General features: G+C 72.3%; 28 protein-coding genes. 16 read left to right on the top strand and 12 right to left on the bottom strand.

The genetic code is table 11. The features are described from left to right. Positions 1-92: 92 nt before the first annotated feature. From ACIP9D_RS24915 to ACIP9D_RS24965, 11 genes are all read left to right on the top strand, one after another. Positions 93-1,133, top strand: a complete 1,041-nt coding sequence (locus tag ACIP9D_RS24915; protein ID WP_350873274.1) for a cation transporter — start codon at positions 93-95, stop codon at positions 1,131-1,133. 76 nt (positions 1,134-1,209) lie between these two features. Then, positions 1,210-1,590, top strand: a complete 381-nt coding sequence (locus ACIP9D_RS24920) for a YccF domain-containing protein (protein WP_350873275.1) — start codon at positions 1,210-1,212, stop codon at positions 1,588-1,590. A 209-nt stretch (positions 1,591-1,799) separates the two neighbouring features. Then, positions 1,800-2,921, top strand: coding sequence for a PQQ-dependent sugar dehydrogenase (locus ACIP9D_RS24925; RefSeq protein WP_350873276.1), 1,122 nt, complete (start codon positions 1,800-1,802; stop codon positions 2,919-2,921). Positions 2,922-3,055: 134 nt separating this feature from the next. After that, entirely contained in the window at positions 3,056-4,621 is a 1,566-nt protein-coding gene (locus ACIP9D_RS24930) for a Na+/H+ antiporter (RefSeq protein WP_350873277.1), read from the top strand. A gap of 66 nt (positions 4,622-4,687) precedes the next feature. Continuing rightward, positions 4,688-5,344 (top strand): spermidine synthase, encoded by a 657-nt coding sequence (locus ACIP9D_RS24935; RefSeq protein ID WP_350873278.1) that lies wholly within the window; start codon positions 4,688-4,690, stop codon positions 5,342-5,344. 121 nt (positions 5,345-5,465) lie between these two features. Beyond that, a complete protein-coding gene (locus ACIP9D_RS24940) occupies positions 5,466-6,170 on the top strand; it encodes a dihydrofolate reductase family protein (protein WP_350873279.1) in 705 nt (234 codons plus the stop codon). An 84-nt stretch (positions 6,171-6,254) separates the two neighbouring features. Further along, positions 6,255-6,542 carry a DUF1905 domain-containing protein gene (locus ACIP9D_RS24945; protein ID WP_350873280.1) on the top strand — a complete coding sequence of 96 codons (288 nt, stop codon included), beginning with the start codon at positions 6,255-6,257 and terminating at the stop codon, positions 6,540-6,542. A gap of 135 nt (positions 6,543-6,677) precedes the next feature. Beyond that, positions 6,678-7,700, top strand: coding sequence for a DUF4331 family protein (locus ACIP9D_RS24950; protein ID WP_350873281.1), 1,023 nt, complete (start codon positions 6,678-6,680; stop codon positions 7,698-7,700). A 144-nt stretch (positions 7,701-7,844) separates the two neighbouring features. Then, positions 7,845-8,795: a sigma-70 family RNA polymerase sigma factor gene (locus tag ACIP9D_RS24955; RefSeq protein ID WP_350873282.1), complete on the top strand. Its 951-nt coding sequence runs from the start codon at positions 7,845-7,847 to the stop codon at positions 8,793-8,795. A gap of 113 nt (positions 8,796-8,908) precedes the next feature. Continuing rightward, positions 8,909-9,793, top strand: a complete 885-nt coding sequence (locus ACIP9D_RS24960) for an alpha/beta hydrolase (protein WP_350873283.1) — start codon at positions 8,909-8,911, stop codon at positions 9,791-9,793. Positions 9,794-10,020: 227 nt separating this feature from the next. After that, entirely contained in the window at positions 10,021-12,282 is a 2,262-nt protein-coding gene (locus tag ACIP9D_RS24965) for a catalase (protein WP_350873284.1), read from the top strand. A 179-nt stretch (positions 12,283-12,461) separates the two neighbouring features. Here the strand turns inward: ACIP9D_RS24965 and ACIP9D_RS24970 are convergent, their stop codons facing one another. The 5 genes from ACIP9D_RS24970 to ACIP9D_RS24990 all read right to left on the bottom strand — a co-directional run bounded on the left by ACIP9D_RS24970 (position 12,462) and on the right by ACIP9D_RS24990 (position 14,705). After that, positions 12,462-12,692 (bottom strand): DUF2188 domain-containing protein, encoded by a 231-nt coding sequence (locus tag ACIP9D_RS24970; RefSeq protein ID WP_350873285.1) that lies wholly within the window; start codon positions 12,690-12,692, stop codon positions 12,462-12,464. A gap of 108 nt (positions 12,693-12,800) precedes the next feature. Then, on the bottom strand, positions 12,801-13,244 hold the full coding sequence (locus ACIP9D_RS24975) for an SRPBCC domain-containing protein (protein ID WP_350873286.1): 444 nt from the start codon (positions 13,242-13,244) through the stop codon (positions 12,801-12,803). Position 13,245: 1 nt separating this feature from the next. After that, the gene (locus ACIP9D_RS24980; protein WP_350873287.1) at positions 13,246-13,596 is read right to left on the bottom strand and encodes a metalloregulator ArsR/SmtB family transcription factor; all 351 of its coding nucleotides are present in this window, start codon (positions 13,594-13,596) and stop codon (positions 13,246-13,248) included. Then, entirely contained in the window at positions 13,593-14,051 is a 459-nt protein-coding gene (locus ACIP9D_RS24985; RefSeq protein ID WP_350873288.1) for an SRPBCC family protein, read from the bottom strand. The genes ACIP9D_RS24980 and ACIP9D_RS24985 overlap by 4 nt, the downstream gene beginning before the upstream one ends. A gap of 114 nt (positions 14,052-14,165) precedes the next feature. Further along, positions 14,166-14,705, bottom strand: a complete 540-nt coding sequence (locus tag ACIP9D_RS24990; protein WP_350873289.1) for a phosphoribosyltransferase family protein — start codon at positions 14,703-14,705, stop codon at positions 14,166-14,168. A gap of 197 nt (positions 14,706-14,902) precedes the next feature. On the opposite strand from ACIP9D_RS24990, the gene ACIP9D_RS24995 reads away from it, so the two are divergent. The 4 genes from ACIP9D_RS24995 (at position 14,903) to ACIP9D_RS25010 (ending at position 19,464) form a co-directional block, all read left to right on the top strand. Further along, positions 14,903-15,823: a hypothetical protein gene (locus ACIP9D_RS24995; protein ID WP_350873290.1), complete on the top strand. Its 921-nt coding sequence runs from the start codon at positions 14,903-14,905 to the stop codon at positions 15,821-15,823. A 400-nt stretch (positions 15,824-16,223) separates the two neighbouring features. After that, positions 16,224-17,297, top strand: a complete 1,074-nt coding sequence (locus ACIP9D_RS25000) for an acyltransferase (RefSeq protein WP_350873291.1) — start codon at positions 16,224-16,226, stop codon at positions 17,295-17,297. Continuing rightward, complete coding sequence (gene alr / locus ACIP9D_RS25005; RefSeq protein WP_350873293.1) at positions 17,294-18,433, top strand: alanine racemase; 1,140 nt, start codon at positions 17,294-17,296, stop codon at positions 18,431-18,433. The genes ACIP9D_RS25000 and alr overlap by 4 nt, the downstream gene beginning before the upstream one ends. Further along, positions 18,433-19,464, top strand: a complete 1,032-nt coding sequence (locus ACIP9D_RS25010) for a D-alanine--D-alanine ligase family protein (protein ID WP_350873294.1) — start codon at positions 18,433-18,435, stop codon at positions 19,462-19,464. Before alr ends, ACIP9D_RS25010 begins: the two co-directional genes overlap by 1 nt. Here ACIP9D_RS25010 and ACIP9D_RS25015 read toward each other — a convergent pair. From ACIP9D_RS25015 to ACIP9D_RS25030, 4 genes are read right to left on the bottom strand one after another with little or no spacing between them, the layout of a single operon-like run. Then, complete coding sequence (locus tag ACIP9D_RS25015; RefSeq protein ID WP_350873295.1) at positions 19,415-19,918, bottom strand: hypothetical protein; 504 nt, start codon at positions 19,916-19,918, stop codon at positions 19,415-19,417. The genes ACIP9D_RS25010 and ACIP9D_RS25015 overlap by 50 nt on opposite strands. After that, complete coding sequence (locus ACIP9D_RS25020; RefSeq protein ID WP_350873297.1) at positions 19,915-21,381, bottom strand: HAMP domain-containing sensor histidine kinase; 1,467 nt, start codon at positions 21,379-21,381, stop codon at positions 19,915-19,917. Before ACIP9D_RS25020 ends, ACIP9D_RS25015 begins: the two co-directional genes overlap by 4 nt. Beyond that, positions 21,378-22,073, bottom strand: coding sequence for a response regulator transcription factor (locus tag ACIP9D_RS25025; RefSeq protein WP_350873298.1), 696 nt, complete (start codon positions 22,071-22,073; stop codon positions 21,378-21,380). The genes ACIP9D_RS25020 and ACIP9D_RS25025 overlap by 4 nt, the downstream gene beginning before the upstream one ends. 40 nt (positions 22,074-22,113) lie before the next feature. Then, positions 22,114-23,061: a phosphatase PAP2 family protein gene (locus tag ACIP9D_RS25030; protein WP_350873300.1), complete on the bottom strand. Its 948-nt coding sequence runs from the start codon at positions 23,059-23,061 to the stop codon at positions 22,114-22,116. A gap of 226 nt (positions 23,062-23,287) precedes the next feature. Here ACIP9D_RS25030 and ACIP9D_RS25035 point away from each other — a divergent pair, with 226 nt between their 5' ends. Then, positions 23,288-23,617 carry a nuclear transport factor 2 family protein gene (locus ACIP9D_RS25035; protein WP_350873302.1) on the top strand — a complete coding sequence of 110 codons (330 nt, stop codon included), beginning with the start codon at positions 23,288-23,290 and terminating at the stop codon, positions 23,615-23,617. A 95-nt stretch (positions 23,618-23,712) separates the two neighbouring features. On the opposite strand, the gene ACIP9D_RS25040 is transcribed toward ACIP9D_RS25035, so the two are convergent. The 3 genes from ACIP9D_RS25040 to ACIP9D_RS25050 all read right to left on the bottom strand — a co-directional run bounded on the left by ACIP9D_RS25040 (position 23,713) and on the right by ACIP9D_RS25050 (position 26,610). Further along, on the bottom strand, positions 23,713-24,507 hold the full coding sequence (locus tag ACIP9D_RS25040; protein ID WP_350873303.1) for a serine protease: 795 nt from the start codon (positions 24,505-24,507) through the stop codon (positions 23,713-23,715). 136 nt (positions 24,508-24,643) lie between these two features. After that, entirely contained in the window at positions 24,644-25,621 is a 978-nt protein-coding gene (locus tag ACIP9D_RS25045) for an aldo/keto reductase (protein ID WP_350873304.1), read from the bottom strand. 59 nt (positions 25,622-25,680) lie between these two features. Next, entirely contained in the window at positions 25,681-26,610 is a 930-nt protein-coding gene (locus ACIP9D_RS25050; RefSeq protein WP_350873305.1) for a bile acid:sodium symporter family protein, read from the bottom strand. Positions 26,611-26,687 lie beyond the last annotated feature (77 nt).

The raw sequence follows: 26,687 nt of genomic DNA on the forward strand, positions 1-26,687 counted from the left end.
GGAGCATCAACCGTAACGGCGGCAGCCATGCCCCGAACGGACCATCGGGCACATCGAGGCATCACCCGCCCGGATCGGGGAATCCCCGGCCGGTGCCGGACCCGACCAGCCTGCCCTGGCCCCTGCCGTGGAGCATCGCCGTGTTCGCGCTGGCCGGTGCGATCACCGTCGCCGGCAGCATCCGGCTGGCCGGCCTCGGCGACGCCCTGGCCGACCGCACCGGCTGGGGCGAGGCGCTGTTCGGCGTGGTGTTCTTCGGCGTCGTCACCGGTCTGTCCGGCATCATCATGACCATCGTCGCCGCGGGCAGTGGCGAGGCCGGCCTCGGCTACAGCAACGCCGTCGGTGGCATCGCCGCCCAGACCACCGCCGTCGCCGTCGCCGACGCCTTTCACCGGCGGGTCAACCTCGAGCACGCCGCCGCCTCGCTGTCGAACCTGCTCTCCGGCTGCCTTCTCATCGCCCTGCTCGCCCTCGCGCTGCTGGCCAGCTACATCCCGGAGACCACCGTCGCCGGGGTCGACCCGATGTCCGCCGTGCTGGTCGGCACCTACGTGGGCGGTCTGGTCCTCATCCGGCGGGCCGGCGCGCAGCCGATGTGGCAGGCGATCGCCACCGCCGAGACTCAGCCGGACGTCCCGCACAACGAGAGCCCGTTGAACCGGCACTCGCCACGGTGGCTGTGGAGCCGCTTCGCGGTGGTCGGGCTGCTCGTCGCCGCCGGCGGCTGGCTGGTGGCGCTCGCCGCCAAGAGCCTCGTCGACGTCACGGGCCTCACCACCGGGTTCGTCGGCGGCGTGCTCATGGGGATCGTCAACGCGCTACCGGAGACGGTCACCGCCATCGCGGCCGTCCGCCGCGGCGCCGTCACCCTGGCCATCGCGGCCGTCCTCGGCGGCAACATCCTCGACGTGCTCACCCTCGTCGCCGGCGACCTCGCCTACCGGCAGGGGTCGATCTATCACACCGCCGGCGACGACGAACTGCTCGCCACCACCACCAGTCTCTTCATGACCGCCGTCCTCCTCGGTGGCCTGTTGATCCGCCAGACCTGCGGTTGGGGCCGACTCGGCTTCGAAGGCGTCCTGCTGCTGGCCAGCTACGCCGCCATGACGGCCATCCTCGCGTTCTGAGCGCGGGTTGCCGGGGGACGGGCGCACGGACTCACCGACCGGGCGACCGGTGGCGGACGGTGGTCATGCTGAGAGGGTGATTCGCTTTCTGCTCAACGTGCTGTGGCTCATCTTCGGCGGCGGGATCCTGCTGGCCATCGGGTACGGAATCGCGGCGCTGATCTGCTTCCTGCTGGTCGTCACGATCCCGTTCGGGGTGGCGTCGCTGCGCCTGGCGTCCTACTCGCTCTGGCCCTTCGGCCGCACCCTGGTCCCGAAGCCGGGCGCCGGGGTCGGCTCGGGTCTCGCGAACGTCCTCTGGGTGGTGCTGGCCGGCTGGTGGCTCGCGCTGTCCCACATCGTCGCCGGCATCGCGCTCTGCATCACGATCATCGGGATCCCGTTCGGCATCGCCAACTTCAAGCTCGTCCCGGCGGCGTTCTGGCCCCTCGGCCGCGAGGTGATCGACGCGCCCTAGCCCGCCGGGTGCGCGCACGCAAGATCCGCGCAACTTCCCCGAAGATGTCGCCTTCCGAGCCGTGAAAGGCAGCAACCAACGGGATGTTGCGCGGATCTTGGCGTCGCCGGCGCTCGGCGGCACCGATCAACGTCGGGCAATCTAGACGGGGCAACGGACGGATCGCGCGAGCCGGGACCGACCCCACCCATCAGCTTCGGAGGATGAGCATGGCAGGCATCAGGGCAGGCAACCGTTGGCGTTGGGCATGTGCCGCGCTGCTCACGGTGGGCGCCGCCGCCGGATGCGACGGTGGCGACCCGGCTCCGTCCTCCCCGACCGGCCCCGCCACCAGCAACGCGGCCAGCGCCCCGGCCGGGAAGCCCGACCTCGACGCGGGCGAGCAGGTCGCACAGGGCGTCGACGTGCCCTGGGGGTTGGCCTTCCTGCCCGGTGGTGACGCCCTGATCGCCGAGCGGGAGACCGGCCGGGTGCTGCGGCTGGCGCTCGGCGGTGCGGCGCCCCGGCAGGTGCACCAGGTGTCAGGCGTGGCGGCGGGGGGTGAGGGCGGGCTGCTCGGGCTCGCCGTCTCGCCGGGCTTCGCCACGGACAACCTGGTCTACGCCTACTTCACCGCCGAGCGGGACAACCGCATCGTCCGGTTTCGCCTGGACGGTGGGCAGCCCGAGGTGATTTTCGACGGCATCGCCAAGGCCGGATTCCACAACGGCGGACGCATCGCGTTCGGCCCCGACGGGATGCTCTACGTCGGCACCGGGGACGCCGGTGAGACCGACCGCTCCCAGGATCCCGCCAGCCCCAACGGCAAGATCCTGCGCCTGACGCCGGACGGCGCTCCGGCACCGGGGAACCCGACCGCCGGGTCGCCGGTCTACAGCCTCGGGCACCGCAACGTGCAGGGCCTGGCCTGGGACTCGACGGGCCGGCTCTTCGCCACCGAGTTCGGGCAGAACGAGCTGGACGAGGTGAACCGCATCGAGCCGGGCCGCAACTACGGCTGGCCCCGGGTGGAGGGCAAGGGCGACACGGACGGCGGGCGGTACACCAATCCGCTGGTCACCTGGCCGGTCCGGGAGGCCTCGCCGTCGGGCATCGCCATCGCGGGCGACACGGCGTACGTGGCGGCCCTGCGCGGCGAGCGACTCTGGACCGTTCCGCTCGACGGCGACCGGGTCGGTGATCCGTCGGCGCAGCTCGCGGAGCGCTACGGGCGGCTGCGTACGGTGCAGGTCGCGCCGGACGGGGCGCTCTGGGTCACCACCTCCAACACGGACGGCCGGGGTGACGTCCGCGAAGGCGACGACCGCATCCTGCGGTTCCCGGCCCGCTAGTCCCGCCGGGGGCGCCGGCGACAACCTGGCTGGCCGGCGCCGTGCCCGATCGGCACCGTGCCCGATCAACACCGGCGATGATGGTGGGGTCCGCCGCCCCGTGGAGGTAGGTCCTGCTCGGTCTCGAACTCGTCGTGGTCATCGGTCTGGCGCTGCTGGTGTCCAGCGTGCTGGCCCGACGCCTGCGGGTCGCCCCGCCGGTGCTGCTGCTCGGTTGCGGTGTGCTGCTCGGGTTCGTGCCCGCGCTACGCGAGGTGCATCTGCCTCCCGAGATCGTGCTGCTGCTCTTCCTGCCCGCCCTGCTGTTCTGGGAGAGCCTGAGCACCTCGCTGCGGGAGATCCGCAACAACCTACGGGTGATCGTGCTGATGAGCACCCTGCTGGTGATCGCGACGGCCGGGGCGGTCGCGGCGACCGCGCACGCGCTCGGGCTGCCGTGGGGGCCGGCGTGGGTGCTCGGCGCGGCCGTGGCACCGACCGACGCGACGGCGGTCACGGTGCTCGCCCGTGCGCTGCCCCGGAGCACGGTCACCGTGCTGCGGGCCGAGAGCCTGGTCAACGACGGGACCGCCCTGGTCATCTACGGGCTGGCCGTCGGCATCACCGTGGGCCAGGAGCAGCTGAGCCCGCCGCACGTCAGCTGGCTCTTCCTGCTCGCGTACGGCGGCGGAGCGCTGGTCGGCGCGGCGAGCGCCTGGCTCCTGGTGCGGATCCGCCGCTATCTGGACGACCCGCTGCACGACAACCTGATCACCCTGTTGACCCCGTTCGGCGCCTTCCTGGCCGCCGAGTCGATCCACGCCTCCGGCGTGGTGGCCGTGGTGGTCAGCGGGCTCTGGCTGAGCCAGGCCGGACCACGCGAGGTGCGCGCGGACACCCGCCAGCAGGGGCAGGGCTTCTGGTCGCTCTCCGCATTCATGATCAACGGTGCGCTCTTCGTCCTCGTCGGCCTGGAGGTGCAGTCGGCGGTCCGCGGCCTGACCAGCTTCGACCTGACCCGCGGGCTGGTCGCGGTCGCCGCCGTCTCGGCCACGGTCATCGGCACCCGTTTCGCCTGGCACTTCACCACGCCGTACCTGATCCGCCTGCTGGACCGGCGACCGCAGCAGCGGCTGCGCCGGGTCGGCGCGCGCGCCCGGGTGGTCAGCGGGCTCGCCGGGTTCCGGGGCGCGGTGTCGCTGGCCGCCGCGCTCGCGGTACCGCAGGCCCTCGGCTCCGGGGCACCCTTTCCCGACCGCGACACGATCGTGTTCGTGACCGCCGGGGTGATCGTGGCGACGCTGGTGCTCCAGGGCCTGGCGCTGCCGGGCGTGGTCCGTTGGGCCCGGCTGCCCCAGGACGCCGCCACGGAGCAGGAGCGGCACCTGGCCGACCGGGTCGCCACCGAGTCCGCGCTCGCCGCGCTGCCGCAACTCGCCGCCGACCTCGACACCGATCCGCAGGTCGTCGACCGGCTGCGCCGCGAGTTCGACAAGCGCCTGCGTTTGCTGCGCGCCACCCGCGGCGAGGCCGACGACGAGCCGGCGCTGCGGTATGACGAGCAGTACACCGCGCTGCGCCTGGCCGTGCTGGCGCACAAGCGCGCCACCGTGGTTGCACTCCGCGACGAGCGGCGCATCGACGACGACGTGCTGCGCCAGGTGCAGAGCCGACTGGACATCGAGGAGATCCGCCTGACCCGACGCGAGACACCGGACTGAGCACGACCGCGAGTGAGCCCGGGAAACCCCGTGCCACCTCGCCCCGGGCTGACGTACGTTGGCGCGATGGGGGAAGCGGCTACCGTGGTCGATCGCGCGCTCACCACGCGTGGCGAGCTGGTCCTTCGGGAGAGCGCCGGCCACTACGAGATCATCAGCAACGGGGTGTTCCTCATGGACACCCGCGCCGGCGCGTCGGAGCGACTGCTCGTACGGGAAGCGCTGCGCCTACTACGGCCCGGTGCCCGGCTGCTGATCGGCGGGCTCGGGGTGGGCTTCTCGCTGGCCGAGGCGGCCGCGTCCGCGCTGCCCGCGGAGATCGTGGTGCTGGAGATCGAGAAAACGATCATCGACTGGCACCGGTGCGAACTCGCCGCCTTCAGCGCGAACGCGCTCGACGACCCCCGGGTACGGGTGGTCAACGAGGATCTGGTGACCTGGCTGCGGCACACCCCCGAACTCTTCGACGCGATCTGCCTCGACACCGACAACGGCCCGGACTGGACGGTGTTCCAGCAGAACGACGCGCTGTACGACGAGGACGGCACCGCCCTGCTGCGCGACCGTCTCCGCGACGGTGGCGTGCTGGCCATCTGGAGCGCGGCGGCGGCGCCGGCGTACGCCGCCCGGCTCGCGGCGGTGATCGGCCCGGTCACCACCCACCCGGTCACGGTCACCCGCGGCGAGCCGGACGTCGTCTATCTGGCCCGGCGCCTGGCCTAGCCGCGTCGGATGATGTGACCGCCGTCACATCAATCTCCTGTCGGCATCCCCCGGCCAGCGCCGACCACCCGGTGAGCGGGCACCCGGCCGGGTGCCGCCCGACCGAGGGGAACGATCCGAGATGACGAAGGTGACCGCACAGCTGTCGGTGTCGGTGGACGGGTTCTACGCCGGCCCACGGCACACCGGGGACGGCGACTGGATGCAGTCGGCCGAGAGCGCCGGATTCTTCCGGATCACCCGCTGGGTCACGCACGCGATGGCGTGGCGCGAGCGGCAGGGCTTCGCCGGCGGAGAGCGGGACACGAACTCCGACGTGGTCGCCGAGTCGTTCGGCGCGGCCGGTGCGTACGTGATGGGGCGGCGGATGGCCGACGGGGGCGAGGTGCCCTGGGGCGAGGAGCCGCCGTTCCGCGCGCCGGTCTTCGTCGTCACGCACCGCCCCCGCCAGCCGCTGCTGCGCGCGGGCGGCACCAGCTTCACCTACGTCACCGACGGCGTGGCCAGCGCCGTCGAGCAGGCGCGCGCCGCCGCGGGCGACCGGGACGTCGCCGTGGCCGGCGGCGGCAGCCTGGTCCGCCAGGTGCTGAAGGCGGGCCTGTTGGACGAACTGGAGCTGCACGTCGTACCGGTCGTGCTCGGCACGGGTCTGCGGCTCCTCGACGCCGACCTCGATCTGGGCGAGAAGGAGGCGATCGAGCTGACGCCGACCCGCGTCATCCCCACACCGCAGGTCACCCACATCCGGTACGCGGTGGGCGGGCGCGCCCCGCTGGTGCTGGACGACCGGGGCTCCGGAGGTGGCCCGACGAAGATCACCGGGTGACGCGCCCCGATCTCGTCGTCGGAGAGAGGCCGGCGGACCGGAGCACATCGACCGGCACCGACGGCCGCCTCCTATCCTGACCGGATGGAGCTGGAGTTCAGCGGCGAGATCTGGTTCTGGCGGGGGCCGGCGCCGTGGCACTTCGTCACCGTCCCCGAGTCGCAGAGCGGTGAGCTGGAAGCCGCGTCCGGGTCGGTGACGTACGGCTGGGGCATGATTCCGGTCGCCGCCCGGATCGGGGACACCGGATGGCAGACGTCGCTGTACCCGAAGGACGGGCGGTACGTCGTGCCGCTGCGGACGTCGGTACGCCGGGCCGAAGGGCTCGAGGTCGGCGACGTGGTGCTGGTCCACCTGACCGTGGACGTCTGACCAGACCCTCGGCGGGATCGGGCCAACGGTCGCCCGCGGGGCGGGGGGCGGAATTCGGCCAACGATGCGAGCGCGGCGGGGCGAGCCGCTATGTTCGGATAGTCCGAAAAGCCGGGAACAGCCTGGAGTGGCCAGATGTCGCACCATCTCGACACCCCCCTCGCCGCAAAGAGCGGCCAGCTCTTCATTGACGACCTGTTCGTGTTCGAGGGCGAACGCGGCACGGTGCTCGTCATGGACGTCAACAGCTCGGTGACGAAGGCGGACATCAAGCGCGGCTTCCACCACGAAGCGCGGTACGAGTTCAAGATTCACTTCAACGGCGCCGAGCTGGAGGAGCTGACCTACCGGGTCGCCTTCGGCGAGCCGGACGGCTCGGGGCAGCAGTCACTGACCGTGCACGCGCTCACCGCCGCGGAGGCGCGCGACGACGGCGCGACGGGCACGATGCTCCTGCAGGGGCGGACCGGCGAGATGGCGGAGGGCACCAACCTGCGCGTCTGGGCCGGGCGGATCAACGACCCCTTCTACATCGACCTCGACCAGCTGGCGACCGTCAACGCCGCGTTCAAGGACGGGGCCAAGCTCGACCGTTCGAAATGGCGACCGGAGAAGGCGAAGAACAGCTTCGCCGGCACCACGGTCGAGTCGATCGTGTTGGAGATCTCGCGGGACGAGCCGATGCTGCGCGACGGCATCCAGATCGGCGTCTGGTGCCGCACCATGCTGGCCACGGACGCGGGCGGGTGGCGGCAGATCAACCGGGCCGGGCACCCGATGATGTGGCCCATCTTCTGGCCGACCGACACCGACTTCTCCGACCCGGCCAACGTCCGGCACCCCTGCGACGACCTGCGAGCGGACGCCCAGGGGATCGCCGCGACGGTGGCCCGGGTGGTCGCCGCGAACGGGACCGCGACGGACCCGGACGCGTACGGCTGGAGCGTGGCCCGGCAGGTCTACCCGGACCTGCTGTCGTACCAGGTCGGGACGCCGGCGAACTACGGCTTCGCGGTCCGCAACGGGCGCACCATGGCCGACAACCCGCCCGAGGTGATGTTCTCCATGGTGCTGAACACCGCGATCACCTCCGGCCTCACCTCGGAAACGACCAAGGACGCGCGTTCCGACACCTTCCCGTACGTGATCCCCGCTTGATCTGCCACCCGGCGCTCTGACCCGACCGCCCGCCGCCGGGTCGCCCCCGACGTACCCTTCCACGGGCGACGCCGTCGACCGGACGATCGGGAACCGGTCGACGCAGTCCGGGGGCATGTCGATCGGGAACGGGTAGAGAGAACCATGGGCGTGGCGGAAGGCGACGCTGATCTCGTCCTGCTCGCGCAGGCGGGCGACGCGGCGGCGCTCGGCGTGCTGCTGGCGCGACACGAGGCCGAGATGCGGGCGGTCGCGCTGAGCCTGCTCGGCTACGGTCCGGACGCCGACGACGCGGTGCAGGACGCGATGGTGGCCGCGCTGCGCCGGATCGGCGAGCTCCGCGATCCGACGGCGATCGGCCCGTGGCTGAAGGCCGTCGTCCGCAACAACGCCCGGATGTCGCTGCGCGGGCCCCGGGCACTCCCGGTCGCCGACCCGGAATGGTTCGCCGGACCCGCCGGCACCCCCACCCCCGAGGAGGCGCTCGACCGGGGCGCGCTGCGCGACTGGGTGTGGCACGCCATCGGAGAGCTCTCCGAGCCCGACCGGCTGGTCACCCTGCTGCGCCACTTCAGCGACGCCTCCTCCTACGAGCAGATCGCCGCGGTGTGCGGGGTGCCGGTGGGCACCGTCCGCAGCCGCCTCAGCCACGCCCGCCGCGCGCTCGCCGGCGGCCTGCGGGCGACGGCGACAGCGGCGCACGCCGACACGGCGGCGGCGGCCGAGGCCCGGTGGGATGAGGGCCGCGACATGCTCGGCGCGGCCATGCGCGGCGAGTTCGACCGGGTGGTACGCGAGAACTGGTGCCCCGACGCCGAGATGATCGTGCCGGCGGCCGGGCTGCGCGGCGGCACCGACTTCGCCCTGCGCGGCATGGAGAAGGACCTGACGGACGGGGTACGCCAGCGGCTGCGCAACGTGGTGGCCAGCCGCGACGTGTTGATCTGGGAGACCGACCTGATCAGCCCGCCCGACGACCCGGGCCACTGCCCGCCCGGCGCGCTCTGGTTGCAGGTGTTGCGGGAGGGGCGGGTCCGGCAGCTCACCCTCTTCCACCCGGCGCCGCCGCGGGCGGTCGCCCGTCCGGCCGCCTGAAAAAACCCTCGCGGCGAGCGAACTTTCCGCGCCTGCGACGCATCCGGTCCCTGTCATCGCCAGTCACCCGCGCGGACAGGCGCCGCGCGGGGCAACGGATCGGGAGATAGTCAATGGGTTCCACCAGCCACGACGCCGACGCGCTCGCCTCGGGTGTGCACGAGTTCACCGTCGGCGACGTTCGGCAGGTCTACCACGTCGCCGGCACCGGCCCGGTGTGCGTGGTGCACTCCGGCGGCCCCGGCATCGAATGGGCCTACCTGCGGATGTCCGGCCTCGAAGAGCACTTCACGATGGTCTACGTCGAGCCGGTCGGCACCGGCGCCTCGGGGCGGCTCGCCGACCGGGCCGACTACCGGCTCGACACGTACGTCCGGTTCCTCGACGCCGTCGTCGACCACCTCGGCGCGCCCCGGGTCTACCTGCTCGGGCACTCGCACGGCGGTTTCGTGGTCCAGCGGTACGCGTTGGACCATCCGGACCGGGTCGCCGGTCTCGCGCTGTACGACACCTCCCCGGTCACCGGCGCCGAGTTCTGGGGCGAGGCGATGGCGGGCCTGGCCGCGTACCCGCAGCGGTACCCGGACCAGCCGGAGGCCGCCGCGATCCCGGCCGCGTTCCAGCAGGCCGTGACCGCCACCGACGACGAGACCCTGACCGCCGGCCTACGCGCCGCCGTGCCGGTCTACTTCGCGGACTTCTGGGGCCGGCGCGACGAGTTCGCCCCGTTCCAGGCGGCGGTGCGGGTCTGGGCGGAGCCGGCCGGGGCGCAGGACCCGACGCCGTTCGACGTGCGGAACCGCCTCGACGAGATCGTCGTGCCGACCGTGGTGATCGTGGGGGCGCACGACTTCATCTGCGGCGTCCGGTGGGCCGAACAACTGCACGAGGGCATCAAGGACTCGCGCCTGGTGGTGCTCAAGCAGAGCGGGCACTTCGGGCACGTGGAGGAGCCGGCGGAGTTCAACCGGGTTGTGGCGGAGCTGCTCGATCGCTGAACCGCCGAGCGTGGCGGCCCCGCAGCTCGCACGCCGCCCCGCGCGGTCGTGGCGGGCCGCGGGGCCGGAGCCGCCCGAGGCGACTAACCGTCGCGGCGGGTCAGCGTCGGTCCGCCGACGCCTCCGCGACGAATAGGGCGTAACGCCGGATCCACCCGTTTCGCCGGTCCGGCTCAGGGTAGGGCCTTCTGGGCCTGCTCGTAGTCGCACCGTGGAGGGATCGACCCGTGGATTCCAGCAAGCCCGCCAAGGCCATCAAGGATGTCGTGGAGAACGCCGCGGGGAAGGTGGCCGATGCCCTGACCCCGGAGGTTCCCGGCGCACCCGGCAGCGCCCCGCCGAGCCTCGATGAGCCGACCGCACCACACGACCCGTTGCCGCCGAAGGAGGAGCAGGGCGCTCCGCAGACGCGGACGCCGACCGGAGCGGAGACCGGCGCGCCCACCACCGCGAACGGTCAGCAGGGCGCCTTCCTCACCACCTCGCAGGGGGCCCGGCTACGCGACACCGACCACTCGCTCAAGGCCGGGCCACGCGGACCGGTCCTGCTCCAGGACCACCACCTGCGCGAGAAGATCACCCACTTCGACCACGAGCGCATCCCCGAGCGCGTGGTGCACGCGCGTGGCGCCGGAGCGCACGGCGTGTTCACCAGCTACGGCACCGGCGAGACCGTCACGAAGGCGGGCTTCCTGAAGAAGGGCAGGGAGACGGAGGTCTTCGTCCGGTTCTCCACCGTCCTCGGCTCGCGTGGGTCGGCCGACACCGTCCGCGACACCCGTGGCTTCGCGACGAAGTTCTACACCGACGAGGGCACCTTCGACCTCGTGGGCAACAACATGCCGGTCTTCTTCATCCAGGACGCCATCAAGTTTCCCGACATCATCCACGCCGCCAAGCCCCATCCGGACCGGGAGATCCCGCAGGCTCAGAGCGCGCACGACACCTTCTGGGACTTCGTCTCCCTGCACACCGAGGCGCAGCACCACACGATGTGGAACATGTCCGACCGCGGCATCCCGCGTTCGTACCGGACGATGGAGGGCTTCGGAGTGCACACCTTCCGGCTCGTCAACGACGCCGGAGAGACGGTGCTGGCCAAGTTCCACTGGAAGCCCAAGCTGGGCGTGCACTCCCTGACCTGGGAGGAGGCGCAGATGCTCGGCGGCATGGACCCGGACTTCCACCGCCGCGACCTCTACGACGCGATCGAGGCCGGCGCGTTCCCCGAGTGGGAGCTCGGCATCCAGGTCTTCCCCGACACTCCGGAGGAGACCTTCGCCGGGATCGACCTGCTCGACCCGACGAAGATCGTGCCGGAGGAGCTGGCCGCGGTGCAGCCGGTCGGCAGGTTGACGCTCAACCGTACGCCGACGAACTTCTTCGCCGAGACCGAGCAGGTCGCGTTCCACCTCGGCCATCTGCCCCCGGGGATCGACGTCACGAACGACCCGTTGCTGCAGGGCCGGCTCTTCTCGTACGTCGACACGCAGCTCACCCGGCTGGGCGGGCCGAACTTCTCGCAGATCCCGATCAACCGCCCGCACGCCCCGGTCAACGACATGCTCCGCGACGGCTTCCACCAGCACGCCGTCCACGCGGGCGTCGCGCCCTACCGGCCGAACTCGCTCGACGGCGGCAACCCGTTCCCGGCCGGCGACGGCGACAACGCGTTCGCCGACCTGCCGGTGAAGGTGGCGGAGGCACCGAAGATCCGCGCCAACCCGGCCTCGTTCGACGACCACTTCAGCCAGGCCCGGCTCTTCTGGCAGAGCATGTCGCCGGTCGAGCGGGAGCACATCATCCGCGCCTACACCTTCGAACTCGGCAAGTGCTACCACCAGGCGATCAAGGAACGTCAGTTGCAGTGCCTGGCCAACATCGACCCGGTGCTCTGCGCGCAGGTCGCCACCGGCCTGGGCCTGCCCGCGCCGGAGCCGACCGTGCCGCTGGCCGACGCCGCGCCCAGCCCGGCGCTGTCGCAGCTCGGCCGGGAGTGGCCGTCCGACGGTCGGGTCGTCGGCATCGTCGTCGACGCCGACGCCGACCTCGACGGCGTCAGCGAGGTGCGCCGTGCGGTCTTCGCCGCCGGCATGGTGCCGCTCCTGGTCGCCCCGCACGGTGGCATGGTCGGTGACCTGCCCGTGCAGCGGACCTTCGCCACCGGCCGGTCCGTCGAGTTCGACGCGCTCCTGCTGGCCGCGGCACCGGCGCCGGCACCGGATGCGACGCCCGCGCGCGACGAGAAGGCGGGCGCGGCGAATTCACCGGCGGTGGATCCCCGCGTCCTGCTCCTGGTCGAGGAGTGCTGGCGGCACGCCAAGGCGATCGGCGCCTGGGGTGCCGGGGTGACCGTGCTGGAGCGGGCGGGGGTGGCCGGTACGCCGGGCGTCGTCGCCGGTGACTCCGGCAGCGACGTCCTCACCGCGGTTCACCAGCTGATGGCCGCCCACCGGGTGTGGGAGCGGTTCCCCGTTCCGGCTGCCTGACGCGGTCCGCCCTGATCGATGATCGACCTCCCCGGCCTGCCCCGGGGAGGTCGATCGCCGTCTGCCAACCATGGTCCTGCGCGTCGCCCTGCCGGGCCCGCTCGCCCGGCGCGGCCGGTCCGGAACGCCAACTGACCTCTCCGGCGCGCGGGCCGAAGAGGTCAGTGAGCAGGAGGGTCTCAGCCCTCGATGTCTCGCGGGTCGCGGCTGCGCGGGTAGGTGTTCTTCTCCCCGATCGTGCCGTCCTGCTTCTTGATCACGTGCTCGACGCCCCGGTCGGCCGCCATCTCACGACCGTGGGCCTGCGCGTCCGCCTTGCCGTCGTGGGTGCTGCTGGCCCGCTCGTTGCCCTCGGGCCGGTTCTTCCACTGCCCGTCCTGCTGGTACGTCTCGACGTCGCCCTTGGCCATCGCCGGCTCCTCCCTGCGTCTGACTGTCCAGTGGATACGTTGCCCCGAGTCCCGTCGGCCAAACCCGCAGCCGCCGCCGGACGAGCCGACGAACGGACACAGTGGAGGTCAGTGCCAGTCGCCGATCTTGACGTCGTCGGGCGCCGGCCTGCCGCGCCCGGTCTCCACCAGCTCCTTGAGACTCATCAGGAACGTCGCCCACTTCGTGCTGCAGTGCCGCATGAACTCGACCGGCTCGCGCCAGCCCTCGTGCTTGAACTGGACGACCGTGTACTCGTCACGCTGGTCGAGACGCCAGTCGATCTCGGTCCCGATCCACTCCCCGGGGCCGTCGGTGACCCGCCACCGCACGTGGCCGGCGGGGTCCAGCTCGAGGACCTCCATGTCGAAGCCACCGAGGTCGCCGAACCGGAAGGCCAGCCGCCCGCCGACCTCGCTCCTGCCCACCGTGTCGGTCGTCCACCAGCCGGCGATGCCCTCGGGAGTTGCCACTGCTCGATAGACGTCGTCGAGCGGAGCGACGACGCCGACCCGGTGCAGGATGTCGACCATCTCATTCTCCTTCGCTGTTGGTCCGGTCGCGTTCGATCGCCTCGGCGATCCGCTTGATCCGGCGCAGTCGGGCGTCCCACGTGGCGCCGACCGCCGACAACTGGGCTACGGCGCGGGCGAGCTGCGCCTCGTCGACCTGGTAGTGACGCTCGCGACCGGCCGGCGCGGCGTGCACCAGACCGACCCGGTCCAGGACGGCAAGATGCTTCGAGACGGCCTGGCGGGTGACGGGTAGTCGCTCGCTCAGGGACGTGGCCGTGCCCGGTCCCCCGGCCAGCAGCAGGTCGATCATCGTGCGCCGGATGGGGTCGCCGATCGCCGACCAGAGGTCATCGTCGACCGCCGTGCTCATGAGGTGGCGACCAGCCGCGCGACGTACCCGCCCAGTTCGCCCATGTAGTGCTCCCAGCCGCTCTCGTGGTCTCGGTACTGCTCCTCGAGGCGAGCGATCTCCCAGCCCATCTCCCGGAACCCGGTCTCGGTCATCCGGATCCTGGTCCCCGCGCCGGCGGGGACCAGGTCGAAGGTGACGAGCAACGAGTGCCCGCTCCGGTCCGGCTCCGAGTAGCACCACCGGAAGGAGAACCGCTTCGGCGGGTCGACCTCGACGACGGCGAGGGCGACGCTCGTGGTCTCGCCGGTGGCCGCGTCGCGCCACACGAGCTCCCCGGGCGCGCCCACGACCGGCTCGAACCGCGCGTCGTCGGGCCACCACTCCCGCATGTGCTCGGGCCGACTGACCACCTCGAAGACCACCTCGGGCGAGGCGTCGACGTGGATGTCGCGCTCGATGGATCCGTGCTCCATGTTGACCAACCTTTCGCAACCTTTGGTTGCGTAAAGCTACCGCAGTCATGCCGCGATGCGCAACCTTTGGTTGCAGGTTGGATCAGCAGTCAGGCCCGGCCGTCGACCCGCGCCTCAGGCCGTCGGATGCTCGGCGTGGGCGGTGAGATCGGCCCGGGTGAGCAGGGCCCGCAGGGAGATGCCCGCCGCCGCCAGGGCCGCGGCCCCGCCCTCCTGCCGGTCGATCACGCAGAGGGCCGCGTCGACCCGGGCGCCGAGACGCCGCAGCTCCCCAGTCGAGATCACCACCTGGCCGCCCGAGGTCACCACGTCCTCGACGACCAGCACCCGGCGCCCGGCCACGTCCGCGCCCTCGGCCAGCCGTGCCGTGCCGTAGGGCTTCGCCGCCTTGCGGACGAACGCGCACGGCAGGCCGGTGTGCCGACCGAGGGCCGTCACCACCGCGATGCCACCCATCTCGAGCCCGGCGAGCACCTGCGTGTCGGACGGCACCAGGGCCGCCATCCGCCCGGCCAGTGCGTCGAGCAGCACCGGATCCGCCTCGAACTGGTACTTGTCGAAGTACTCGTCGGCCACCCGCCCCGAGCGGAGGACGAAGCGACCCGTCAACCGGGACGTGGCATGGACCTGGCGGGCGAGCTCATCGAGGTTCACGGAACGACATCCTGACACGCCGAGGCGCGCCTGCTCGCCTCGCTTGTCCGGCGCTCGCCCCGAAACCGTCCATTGTGGACACCAGCAACCGGACCGTCCGCCCGGCGGACGGCCGCCGAGCCCCGATAACGGGTCAGTTCTCGCTGCTCGGACTTGATACAGTCGCGCTCCCCCTTGATCGAGAAGAGGACACCAGCATGACCGGCACCGGGAGTGAACCTGGCGCGACCCCGACGCCGGACCCCGTACCGGTGCCGGCGGCGGCACCCGTCCCCGAGGCGTCGACGCCCGGTTCCGTGCCGAACCCGCAGCCGGCTCCCACCCCGGGCGCGACTCCCGGTCCCGCACCGGCGAGCGTCCCGTGGGCCACCGCCCCGCCGTCGCCCACCCGCCGCTACAACACCGCGCTCATCGCCGCGGTGACCGTGGCGGCGGTGCTGCTGCTGGCCGGCATCGGCGTTGGCGGCGGCTTCCTGCTGCTGCGCTCCGCGAAGACCGCCGCGTCCAGCCCGGTGTCCGAGGCCCCGCTGTCTCCCACGACCGGCGGTGGCCCGACCGCCAGCGCCGAGCCCGCCGAGAGCGAGCCGCCCGCGCCGAAGGGGCCGGCGGCCAGCGCGGACGCCGCCACGGAGATCCGTGACCTGAACCGGGTCTGTGACGAGGACGTCTACTACCCGCAGTCACCGAAGCGCGCCGGCAAGGCGCCGCACCCGGTGGTCCTGCTCGTCGCGGACGGCATGGGCGGCGGGGACATCCGTTTCCAGGACGGCACCTATTACTACTCCGAGGGCCTGTCGAAGCGGGCAGAGCAGACCTGGGCGTCGGAGAACCCGAAGAACGTGCAGATGGTCGCCTGCCTGGATCGGGTCAGCACCGGCTCGACGATCCGCCGCTGCAAGTACGACGACCCGAAGCCGGAGACGGTGACGCTGCTGCGGGCGGGGTGGCGCCTTCGGGTGTACGAGGTGGCGACCGGCCGCAAGCTGCTCGACAAGGCCCTGAAGGGCGACGACCAGGCGTGCCCGTCCGTCGTCATGGTCTATCCCGACAAGAAGATCTACGCCGAGGTCAGCGACCGGGCGGCGGTCGGGGCGCTGCGCAGTCTCGTGAACAGGTAACCGGGGCGGCCGCCCAGGGCCACTGGCCGGCGCCGCACCGGGCCGCTCCGTCGGGGTCGACTGCGTCTGGGTACCGGCTCCGGTCACGGACGTGCCTCCTCAGGACGCGGTGCGTCGGTCGTCGCTCGTGGGGCGGTAGGGGCCGGGGAAGCACGAGCCCCCCGGCGTAGCTCATCGCATCCGAACAGCTACCTATGGTCACTGCTGGCGAGGTGACAGTCCACCCTGACCCGGCCGGCCAGGTCCATTACCGGCCCGTGACAATTCGTGGATCGGGTGCGGACATGCGGCTGACAACTTCTGAGGGGTGATCCGACAGCCGTCAACCCTCGCCGCACGGCCCGCCGAGCAGGCACCCGAGGCGCCACGCGTCCGGTTCCGCCACCGCAGACAGCGGGCCGTGTCGGGCCCGGTCCAGGGGCAGCCGCAGCGAGCCCAGTGGGCCGATGCCGCGAAGGGCCTCTGCATCATCCTCGTCGTCGGGTGGCACGTCGTCGTCAAGCACTACCTGCAGATCGACTGGCACCTCGGCGTACCGGTGCCCGGGCTGTGGGGCGCGCTGGGCGAGCAGTTCCTGCCGCTGAGGATGCCGCTCTTCTTCGTCATCTCCGGCCTCTTCGCGGCGAACGCCGTCCAGCGTCCCTGGCGGGTCGTCGCCCGGAACCGGATCGCCAAGTTCCTCTACCTGTACGCCGCCTGGCTGCTGATCCACACCGCGATCCTCGCCGCGGCCCCAAACTTCCCGACAGACCGCGCCACGTCCCCCCTCGGCCTGCTGGAACAGCTCACCATCACCCCCTCCAACCTCTGGTACCTGTACGCCCTGGCGCTCTACTTCACCGTCGCCAAGGCCGTACGCCGGGTCCCCCGCCCGCTGGTCCTCGCCCCCGCCGCGGCCCTCTCCGCCGTCGCCGCCGCCGGCCTGCTCGCCACCCCCGGCAACCGTGCCGGCTTCTACCAGAACCTGGTCTTCTTCCTCGCCGGCCTCTACCTGCGACCACAGATCGAACGGTGGGCGGCCACCGCGACCCGGCGCCGGCTCCTGCTGACCACCGCCGCCTACACCCTCGCCCTCGCCGCGACGGCCGCGACCGGCGCCCAGCAGTCGCTCGGCGTGTGGCCGTTGGTCTCCGTCGTGGCGGTCGCCTTCGGCATCACCGCCGCCGCCCGGTTGGCCCGGTGGCCCGCCCTCAGCCGGCCGCTCGCCACGCTCGGCCGCAACACCCTGCCCGTGTACGTCATCCACATGCCGGTCCTGGCCCTGCTGCACGGGCTGCTCCTCGGGCCGCTCTCCGGGCTCGACCGGACCGGCCAGCTCCTGGTCGCGGTCGGATACCCGGCGGTGCTGACCGGGCTGGTGCTCGGCTTGAGCCTGGCCATCCACCGCGGGTTGACGGCGGTCCCCGCGCCGTGGCTGTTCGACCTTCCCGGCGTACGCCGGTCGAACCCACGGCCCGTGGCGGCGGCCCGATGACCGCGTTGGCCGAGGCGGTGGTCGACCTCGAGGCGGTCGCGGGCAATGTGCGGACGATCGCCGCGGTGGCCGGTACCGAACTGATGGCCGTGGTCAAGGCGGACGGCTTCGGCCACGGCGCGCCGATGGTCGCCCGGGCCGCGCTGGACGCCGGCGCCGGCTGGTTGGGGGTGACCTCGGCGGCCGAGGCGCTGTCCCTGCGCGCGGCAGGCATCGCCGCACCGACGCTGAGCTGGCTGCACCACCCCGACGAGGACTTCCGCGCGCTGGTCGCCGCCGACGTCGACGTCGGCGTGTCGACGACGACCCACCTGCACGCGGTCGCCGACGCGGCCCACCGACTCGGTGTGCCCGCGACGGTGCAGCTCAAGGTCGACACCGGGCTGTCCCGCAACGGGGCCGGCGAGCACGACTGGCCCGAACTGGTCGGCTGGGCCCGCAAGTACGAACGGGACGCGGGGGTCCGGGTCCGCGGGGTGTGGTCGCACCTGGTCGACGCGGACGTACCGGGGAGCCCCGCGCTGGCCCGGCAGGTGGTGGCCTTCGAGGAGGCGCTGCGGCTCGCCCGGCGCGCCGGCCTCGACCCCGACCTCGTCCACCTGGCCAACTCGGCGGCAGCGCTCCGCGCGCCGGCGGCCCGCTTCGACCTCTGCCGGATCGGGGTGGCCCTGTACGGAGTGGACCCGTTCGGCGCGACCGGGCCCGGTGAGTTCGGGCTGCGGGGCGCGATGACGCTGCGGTCCAGCGTGGTCAACGTCAAGCGGGTGGCGGCCGGCACCGGCGTCTCCTACGGACCCGAGTACGTCACCGGGAGTCCGACGACGCTGGCCCTGCTGCCGCTGGGCTTCGCCGACGGCCTGCCCCGGGCCGCGCAGGGCCGCGCCGAGGTGTGGCTCGCCGGCCGGCGGTGCCCGGTCGTCGGCCGCATCGCCATGGACCAGTGCGTGGTCGACGTCGGCGACCTGCCCGTGTCGGTCGGCGACCCGGTCGTGGTGTTCGCCCCCGAGCAGGATGGCCACGCTGCGCCGACGGTCGCCGAGTGGGCGCGGTGGGCGGGCACCAACCCGCACGAGATCTTGACGGGCGTCGGGGCCCGGGTGGCCCGCGTACATCTTCACGAGAAGGCGGAGACCTGATGAGAACCCGACTGGCTGTGCTCTACGGCGGGCAGAGCGGCGAGCACGAGGTGTCGCGCCGATCGGCGGCGAGCATCCTCGCCGGGCTGGACCGCGACCGCTACGAGGTGACCGAGGTGCTCATCGGCCTCGACGGCGGGTGGCAGGTCGACGGCCGCGCCACACCGCTCGCCCCGGCGATGCGGGTGCTGGGCGCCCAGGACGTGGTCTTCCCGGCCCTGCACGGCCCGTACGGCGAGGACGGCACGGTCGCCTCGCTGCTGGAATGGCTCCGCGTGCCGTACGTCGGCAACGGGGTCTTCGCCAGCGCGGCCGGCATGGACAAGGCCGTCACCAAGAAGCTCCTCGCCGCCGAGGGCCTGCGGGTCAGCCCCGGCGTGACCCTGCGAGCCGGCGAGGACGTCACCCCGGCCGACCGGCAACGGCTGGGCCTGCCGGTCTTCGTCAAACCCGCCCGGGCCGGCTCCAGCCTCGGCGTCACCAGAGTGGACGACTGGGCGCAGCTGCCCACGGCCCTGCGCCAGGCCCGGGTTCTCGACCCGAAGGTCTTGGTCGAGAAGGCGGCGATCGGACGCGAGATCGACGTGGCGGTCCTGCAGCACCCCGACGGCCGGGTGGAGGCCGGGCCGCCCCTGGAGATCAGCGTGACCGGCGGTGACTTCTTCGACTACGACGCCAAGTACGACGGCGGGGCGGTGTTCCACATCCCCGCCCCGCTCGGTCCCGCCACCACCGAACTGCTGCAGGACCGGGCGGTCCGTGCCTTTCACGCCCTGGACTGCCGCGGGCTGCTCCGGATCGACTTCTTCCTGCCCGCGGCGGGATCTCCCGAGCCGATCGTCAACGAGGTCAACACCTTCCCCGGGTTCACCAGTGCATCGCAGTATCCGCGGATCTGGCAGCAGGCCGGCGTCGAGTTCGCCGCCCTGCTCGACATCCTGATCAGCGGCGCGCTGGCCGAGCGCGGCCGGCGCCGACCGGTCACTTTATCGGGCAGCGCCGGGGCCCTCGGGTCCCGTCGGGCCCGATGAGGGTCACCGGGGAGTACACCGCGCCCTGACCGTTGGCCGCCACGGCGTCGGTCACCGTACAGACGATCTGGTCTACCGCGGTCGCCGACAGCGTGGTCACCGCGCCGGACATCGTCACCGCGAGGCCGGGCGGATCGGTCGTCGCCGTCACCGCGGCGACCGGGAGGAGGTCGGCCGGGACCTCACTGGTGAACCCCTGGTCCCGCTCGGCCTCGTCCGGACCGGCCACGAGCAACTTGAGCGTCTCGGCGGGCGCGGGTTGCGCCCCGCTCTGGCGCATCGTCAGCTCCAGCTCGCCGTGCCGGACCAGGTAGACGCCCACCCCGGCGGACTGCCCGACCGGTGCGGGGCCGCCGTTGATGACCCCGCTGGGCCGGACCCCGCAACTGGCCGACAGCAGGGCGAGCAGGGCGCCGCCGGCGAGCAGCGCCCGGGTCGCCCGCCGGCCGGTCACCGTACGCCTCCGGTGGCCGCCTGGTCCGCCGCCGCGCGTGGCAGGCGGAGCGTGAACACCGCACCGCCGGTCGACGCGTTACCGGCGACGAGGCTGCCCCGCTGCCCGGCGGACCGGTGCAGCCGCGCGTTCTCCCACGCGATGGCGAGGCCCAGACCGCTGCCCTCGGAGCGGGTCCGCGCGGTTTCCGCCTTGTAGAACCGGTCGAAGACATGCGGCAGCACGTCAGGGTCCAACCCCGGCCCGTGGTCGGCGACCTCGATGACGATCCAGTCCGGCTCGGCGTGCAGCCGCACCGTCACCGGTACCGCGCCGTGCCGGAACGCGTTGCCGACCAGGTTGGCGACGATCACGTCCAGCCGACGCGGATCCAGCCGGGCGATGATCCCCGGTGGTAGCTCCGCGTGCACCCGGTCGATCCAGCCCCGTGCCCGCAGGGTCGCGGTCACCGCCGCGGCCACGTCGATGTCGTCGAGGGCGAGTCGCGCCGTGCCGGAGTCGAACCTGCTGACCTCGATGAGGTCGTTGACCAACCGGGTCAGGTTCTGCGTCTCCTCACTGACCAGCCGGGCGGCCCGACCGGCATCCCCGGGCAGCCGGTCGGCCTCCTCGTCCAGGACATCGGTGACGGCCGTCATCGCGGCCAGCGGCGTACGCAGTTCGTGCGACACGTCGGCCACGAAGCGCCGGGCGTCGGCTTCCATTCGACGCAGCTCACCGACCTGCCTCTCGAGCGTTCCGGCGGTGTCGTTGAAGGTCCGTGCCACGTCGGCCAGCTCGTCGCTGCCCCGCACGGTCAGCCGGGTGGTCAGGTCGCCCTCGCCGAGCCGCTGCGCCGCCCGACCCAGCTCGCGTACGGGCCGCAGCACGCCGCGGGCGGCGAGCAGGGCCAGCAGCACGGCGAGGGCCAGGGAGAGCCCACCGGTCACCCAGGCCAGGGTGGCGAGCCGGTCGATGCTCTGCTGCTCCGGAACCAGGCTGCGCACGGTGTAGACCTCGATCCCGGACGGCCTGGACGCGCCGCCCGACCGGTCGATTCGCAGCTGGGTGCCGATGAGCAGAACGGGCTCTCCGTCGCGGGAGACCCGTTGCCAGGCGACACGGCCGTTCCGGACCGCCTGCCGCAGCTCCGGGGTGAGCGGGTCCGCCACTGTCAGGCCCTGCGCTCGCAGGTCGTGGTAGAAGACCACCGCGTAGCCGTCCCGGCCGGAGAGACGCTGAGCGAGCATGTCGAGGTCGCGCTGGGTGGGCGGAAGCTTGTGGAGTGGGTAGATCGTCGCGAGTTCGTTGGTCAGTGACACCACCGCGGCGTCCTGCGCCTGTTGCAGGATGACCCGCCGGGCCTGGAAGTAGCTGCCGCTGGCGACCACCGCCGTGGTGGTGAGCCCGAGCAGCGCGAAGGCCAGCAGCAGCCGGAGCCGCAGGCCCGAGGCCCGGGCGGCGGCGCGGCGCCAACCGCTCACAGCGGACCGAACCGGTATCCGAAGCCGCGCACCGTCTGGACGAAGACCGGCGCCGACGAATCGTCCTCGATCTTCGCGCGCAGCCGCTGCACGCAGGCGTCCACCAGCCGCGAGTCGCCGAGGTAGCCGTGCTCCCACACGGCCTCCAGCAGTTGCTGGCGACTGAGCACCCGGCCCGGGGTGTGCGAGAGTTCGAGCAGCAGGCGCAGCTCGGTCGGCGCGAGGCTGACCGGGACCCCGGCCTTGCTGACCACCAGCGCTTCCCGGTCGATGGTCAGGACAGCGTGCTGTTCCGGGCCGGACTTCTCGCCGCCGGCCCGCCGCGACTCACCGCTGGTCCGCCGCAGCACCGCGCGAATCCGCGCCTCGAGCACCCGGGCCTGCACCGGCTTGACCACGTAGTCGTCGGCGCCCGCCTCCAGGCCGGCCACCACGTCCATGTCGTCGTTGCGGGCGGTGAGCATGATGATCGGCAGGTCGCCGAGGGCCCGGATCCGACGGCACACCTCGAACCCGTCCATCCCGGGCAGCATGAGATCGAGGATCACGACGTCGGACGGGGCCGCGTGCAGCCGCTCCAGCCCCTGCTCGCCGGTCGCCACGGCCACCACCGTGTGTCCCTGTCGCGTCAGCGCCAGCTGGAGCCCGTCACGCACCGTCTGGTGATCTTCGATCAACAGGACTCGGGACATGTCGCCAAGTATCGCACCACGGGAAAAGCTCGCATTCTCCTCATTTTCGTACATCGGGCCGGCCGCGCCATCCCTCCCCCGCGCCCAGCAGGAGCACCGCCGAGCCCACGGCCAGCGTCGTCGACCCGGTCACCGCCACGATGGCGATGAGCGGCCCGCGGTCGACCGATTCGGTCAGGCCGGGCCCGACCGCCAGAAGCGCCCAGACCAGCACGACCACTCCCACCGCCGCCTCGACCAGCCCGCCCGGCACCCGGCCACCGAACGACCCGCCCTGCGGTTCGGTCTCGCCGGAGGATCCGGCCGCACCGTCCGGCTCGACGCCACCGCGCGGGCCACCGCCGGCCCGCCGGTGTTCCAGCGCGGCCGCGGTCCGCCGGTGCTCCAGCACGGCAGCGGCCAGGCAGAACAACGCCACGCTCAGCAGGACGCCGCCGAACGCGTCACTGAAGCGGTGCCACCCCGCGATCATGGTGGCCGAGGCGACCACGGAGACACCCACCGCGCCGGGTACCGCGAGCCACCGGCGCGCCCACCCGGGCAGGACCAGCATGAAGGCCAGCAGCAGCGCCGTCGCGGCGGCGACGTGGCCGCTGGGGAAGCTGTTGTGGGTGGTCGAACTCTGCACCTGGAGATCCGGCCGAGGCAGCACCGACTTGGCCGCACCGGCCACCGCCACCGCGCCGAGCACCAGGCCGACGGCCACCACACCGGCCACCGGGCGCCGGCGGAGAAGCGCCACCAGCAGCACCGCGCCGAGCAGGGCAGCCAGCAGCAGCGGGTTGCCGAAGTGGGCCAGCACCGTCTTGGCCGGACCCACCAGCACGGTCTGCTGCTGGTAGCCGCCACCCCGCTCGGCGCGCGGCAGAAGCAGGCCGTCCAGCCACTGACCGACCCGGGTGAAGAGAAAGAAGAGGCAGGTCAGTCCCAGGGCGATCAGGTAGCAGAGCGCGGCGCCGAGCAACGGTCGCCCGGGGTACGCGGCCACCCGGCCGGATGGCAGCCGTCGCGCGGCGGGCGGGGCCGGCACGGGCCGCCGGCCGAGTGAGTGCGGCGATCCGGGTTGCATACCGGCCATCCTCGGTCGGGCACGTCCGGGTGCCGTCCGGGAATTGTCTTCGTTCTGTCACAGTTTCCGGTCGGCCGCCGATCAAGTCGGGTGACCGCGGGACCGGTCGCGATCCCCCGTCACCGAGTCAGGGCAGGATTGGCTGATGACCACCACCGACCTGCCTCCCGCGATCCGGGCCCTCATCGAGGCGACCAACCGCGGCGACTCGGCTGCCTTCGTCGAAGCGTTCACCGACGACGCGTACCTCAACGACTGGGGCCGCGAGTTCCGCGGCCGCGACGGCGTACGCGACTGGGACGGCAGCGACAACATCGGCGTGCAGTCGCACTTCGACCTCGTCGCGATCGAGCCCGGGCCCGACGCCGACAGCTACGTCGTCACCCTCACGGTGACCGGCAACGGCTACAACGGCACCGGCCCGATGAACGTCCAACTGCGCGACGGCCTGATCGCGAGCCTGCGCATCGGCTGACGGGCGCGCCGGTCACGCCGTCCGGCCGCGCCGGTGACGAGACGCGCGGGCGGCCCGGCTGGTGACCAGCCGGGCCGCCCGATCGGTCGTACGGGTCAGCCGCCGAGGCTCGCGGCGGCCGAGGCGATCGCCGAGGCGAAGTAGCTCACCTGGGTGTAGACGCCCGGGTAGTTGGGGCGGGCACAGCCGTTGCCCCAGCTGACGATGCCGACCTGGATCCAGGCGTTGCTGGCGTCGCGGCGGAACATCGGACCGCCCGAGTCACCCTGGCAGGTGTCCACTCCGCCGCTGGCGTAGCCGGCGCAGATCTCCTCGGCGGCGATGATCTGGCCGCCGTAGTACGAGTTGCAGGCCGAGTCGCTGACGAACGGGACGGTGGCCTTGAGCAGGTAACGCTGTTGCGCGCCACCCTCCCGGGCGGCGCCCCAGCCCGCGACGGTGAAGGTGCCGCTGTCGTAGGCGGTGGTGTTGGCGATCTTCAGCGTGCTCAACCCGGTGACCGGCGTGGCCAGCCGGATCAGCGCCCAGTCCCGGCCGTTGCCGTTGTAGCCGGGGGCCCGGTAGACGTAGTTCGAGCGCACGGTGATCCGGCTCGACGACTGAAGGTCGACCACTCCGAGGGTCGCGGTGATGCTCGTGTTGGCGCCGGTGGCACCCACGCAGTGCGCCGCGGTGAGGACCAGCCGCGAGCTGTACAGGGCGCCGCCGCAGCCCATCGAGAGCCGCACCATGAACGGGAACTCGCCCTGGGCGGCGCGGGTGCCGCCGACGACGTTCGGCGTGACCGTCGGGTCGGCCGCGGCGGCGGGCGCCGCGAGAGTGAGGCTGCCCGCGGTCACCGCAGCCAACGCGGCGGCCAACAGGCCGGTGAGGGTGCGCCAGCGAACCATACGTTCCTCCGCATCAGGACCGGCACGCCTCGGGTGCGCACCTGCTTCAAGATTGCGGACATCATATTGAGATCAATGGATCGACTGGGCATATCCTCTGGGTCGTATCCCGACGTTATGGAAGTCGGCTGCCGTCCTAGTAGCGGCTGCCCTCCGGGGCGGGCAGGGCGTCCAGCTCGGCCAGTTCCGCCGGGCCGAGTTCGAGGTCACCGGCCGCGACGTTGTCGAGCAGGTACTTCGGCGTCTTGGTGCCGGGGATCGGCACCACGTACCGGCCCTGCGCGACCACCCAGGCCAGCGCGACCTGTGCGGGGGTCCGACCGGCACCGTCCGCGATCTCCCGCACCCGAGCGGCGATGCCCAGGTTCGCGCGCAGCGCTTCCTGCTGGAAACGCGGCAGGCCGCGGCGGAAGTCGTCCTCGGGCAGGTCGTCGAAGGAGGTGAAGCGGCCGGTGAGGAAGCCGCGACCCAGTGGGGAGAACGGCAGGAAGGCGATGCCCTGCTCCGCGCAGTACGGCACCACCTCGGCCAGCGGGTCGCGGGTCCACAGCGACAGCTCGGACTGCACGGAGGCCACCGGGTGCACCGACTGCGCGCGCCTGATCTGCTCCACGCTCACCTCGGAGAGGCCGATCTGCCGCGCCTTGCCCGCCGCGACGACCTCCGCCATCGCCCCCCAGGACTCCTCGATCGGCACCTGCGGATCGACCCGGTGCAGCTGGTAGAGGTCGACGTGCTCGGTGCCGAGTCGCCGCAGGCTCTCGTCGATCGACGCGCGGATGTGCTCGGGGCGGCCGTTGGGCGCGATCCGCGGCGAGTTGCCCGGTCCACCGGTCGGCGACGTCACCACCAGGCCGACCTTGGTGGCCAGCACGGCCCTGTCGCGGTGACCACCGGCCAGCGCCCGGCCGACCAGACGCTCGTTCGTGTACGGACCGTAGACGTCCGAGGTGTCGATCAGCGTGGCGCCCAGGTCGAGCGCCTGCCGGATGACCGAGATCGACGTGTCGTCGTCCCGCGCGGCCTTGAGGTCGTAGCCGTGGCTCATTCCCATGCAGCCCAGGCCGATCACGCCGATTTCGGGGCCGTTCTCGCCGAGCGTGGTGGTACGCATGGCGGCAACGCTAGCGCGCCCCCGGCGGTCCGGCAGTCGCCGCTGCCACCCGTGCTCCGCTACACCAGGTCGTGCCGCTGCGGCGGAAGTTGCTCGGAACGACTGCCGGGCGCCTCGGTGCCGGCGGGCCGGCCGCCGCCGCGGGTCACCAGATAGCCGAAGGCCGCGGCGGTGAAGAACATGACGATGCCGTAGACGGCGCCCGGGACGGCCATCTGGGTGCTGTTGAGCAGCGCCGGGCTGAGCGCGATCGTGATGGCCAGGGTGCTGTTGTGGATGCCGATCTCGAACCCGGCCGCCGTCGCGGCCCTCCGGTCGACCCCGGCCGCCCGCGGCACCCCGTACCCGATCGCGAGGCTGAGCAGGTTGAACGCGAGCACGGCCAGACCGACCGAGACGAAGTAGTCGGCGATGTTCTCGCGCTCGCCGAGCACGGCGCCGGCGATCACCGCGACGAGCACGACCACGGACAGGATCCGCACCGGGCGGTTCAGGCGCTCGGCGACGCGGGGCACCCTGGCCCGGATCAGCATGCCGATCGCGACCGGGACGAGCACGATGGCGAACACCTGCAGCACCTTGTCGAACTGCAGGCCGATGCTCGTCGCGTCGGAGAGGAAGTGGGCCGCCGACAGGTTGACCACGATCGGCAGGACGAACACGGCGATCACCGAGTTGATGGCGGTCAGGGTGATGTTCAGGGCGACGTGCCCGCCGAACAGGTGGCTGTAGAGGTTGGCCGTGGTGCCGCCGGGCGAGGCGGCCAGCAGCATCATCCCGACGGCCAGCTCCGGTGCCAGATCGAAGGCGAGCACCAGGCCGAAACAGATCACCGGCAGCACCACCACCTGGCACACCAGCGCGATGACGGCGGCCTTCGGATGCTGGGCCACCCGACGGAAGTCCTCAGTGGTCAGCCCGAGACCCAGGCCGAGCATGATGATGCCGAGGGCGATGGGCAGACCGATCAGGGTCAGGGCCGAGTCCATGACACCACATCGTTACCACCCGGTAACGCCCCCACAATCCCCCATCCGGCTCGGCACGACCGCCGGCCGCCGACCCG

It is taken from the genome of Micromonospora sp. NPDC093243, from assembly GCF_044753725.1.
Taxonomy (GTDB): Bacteria; Actinomycetota; Actinomycetes; order Mycobacteriales; family Micromonosporaceae; genus Micromonospora.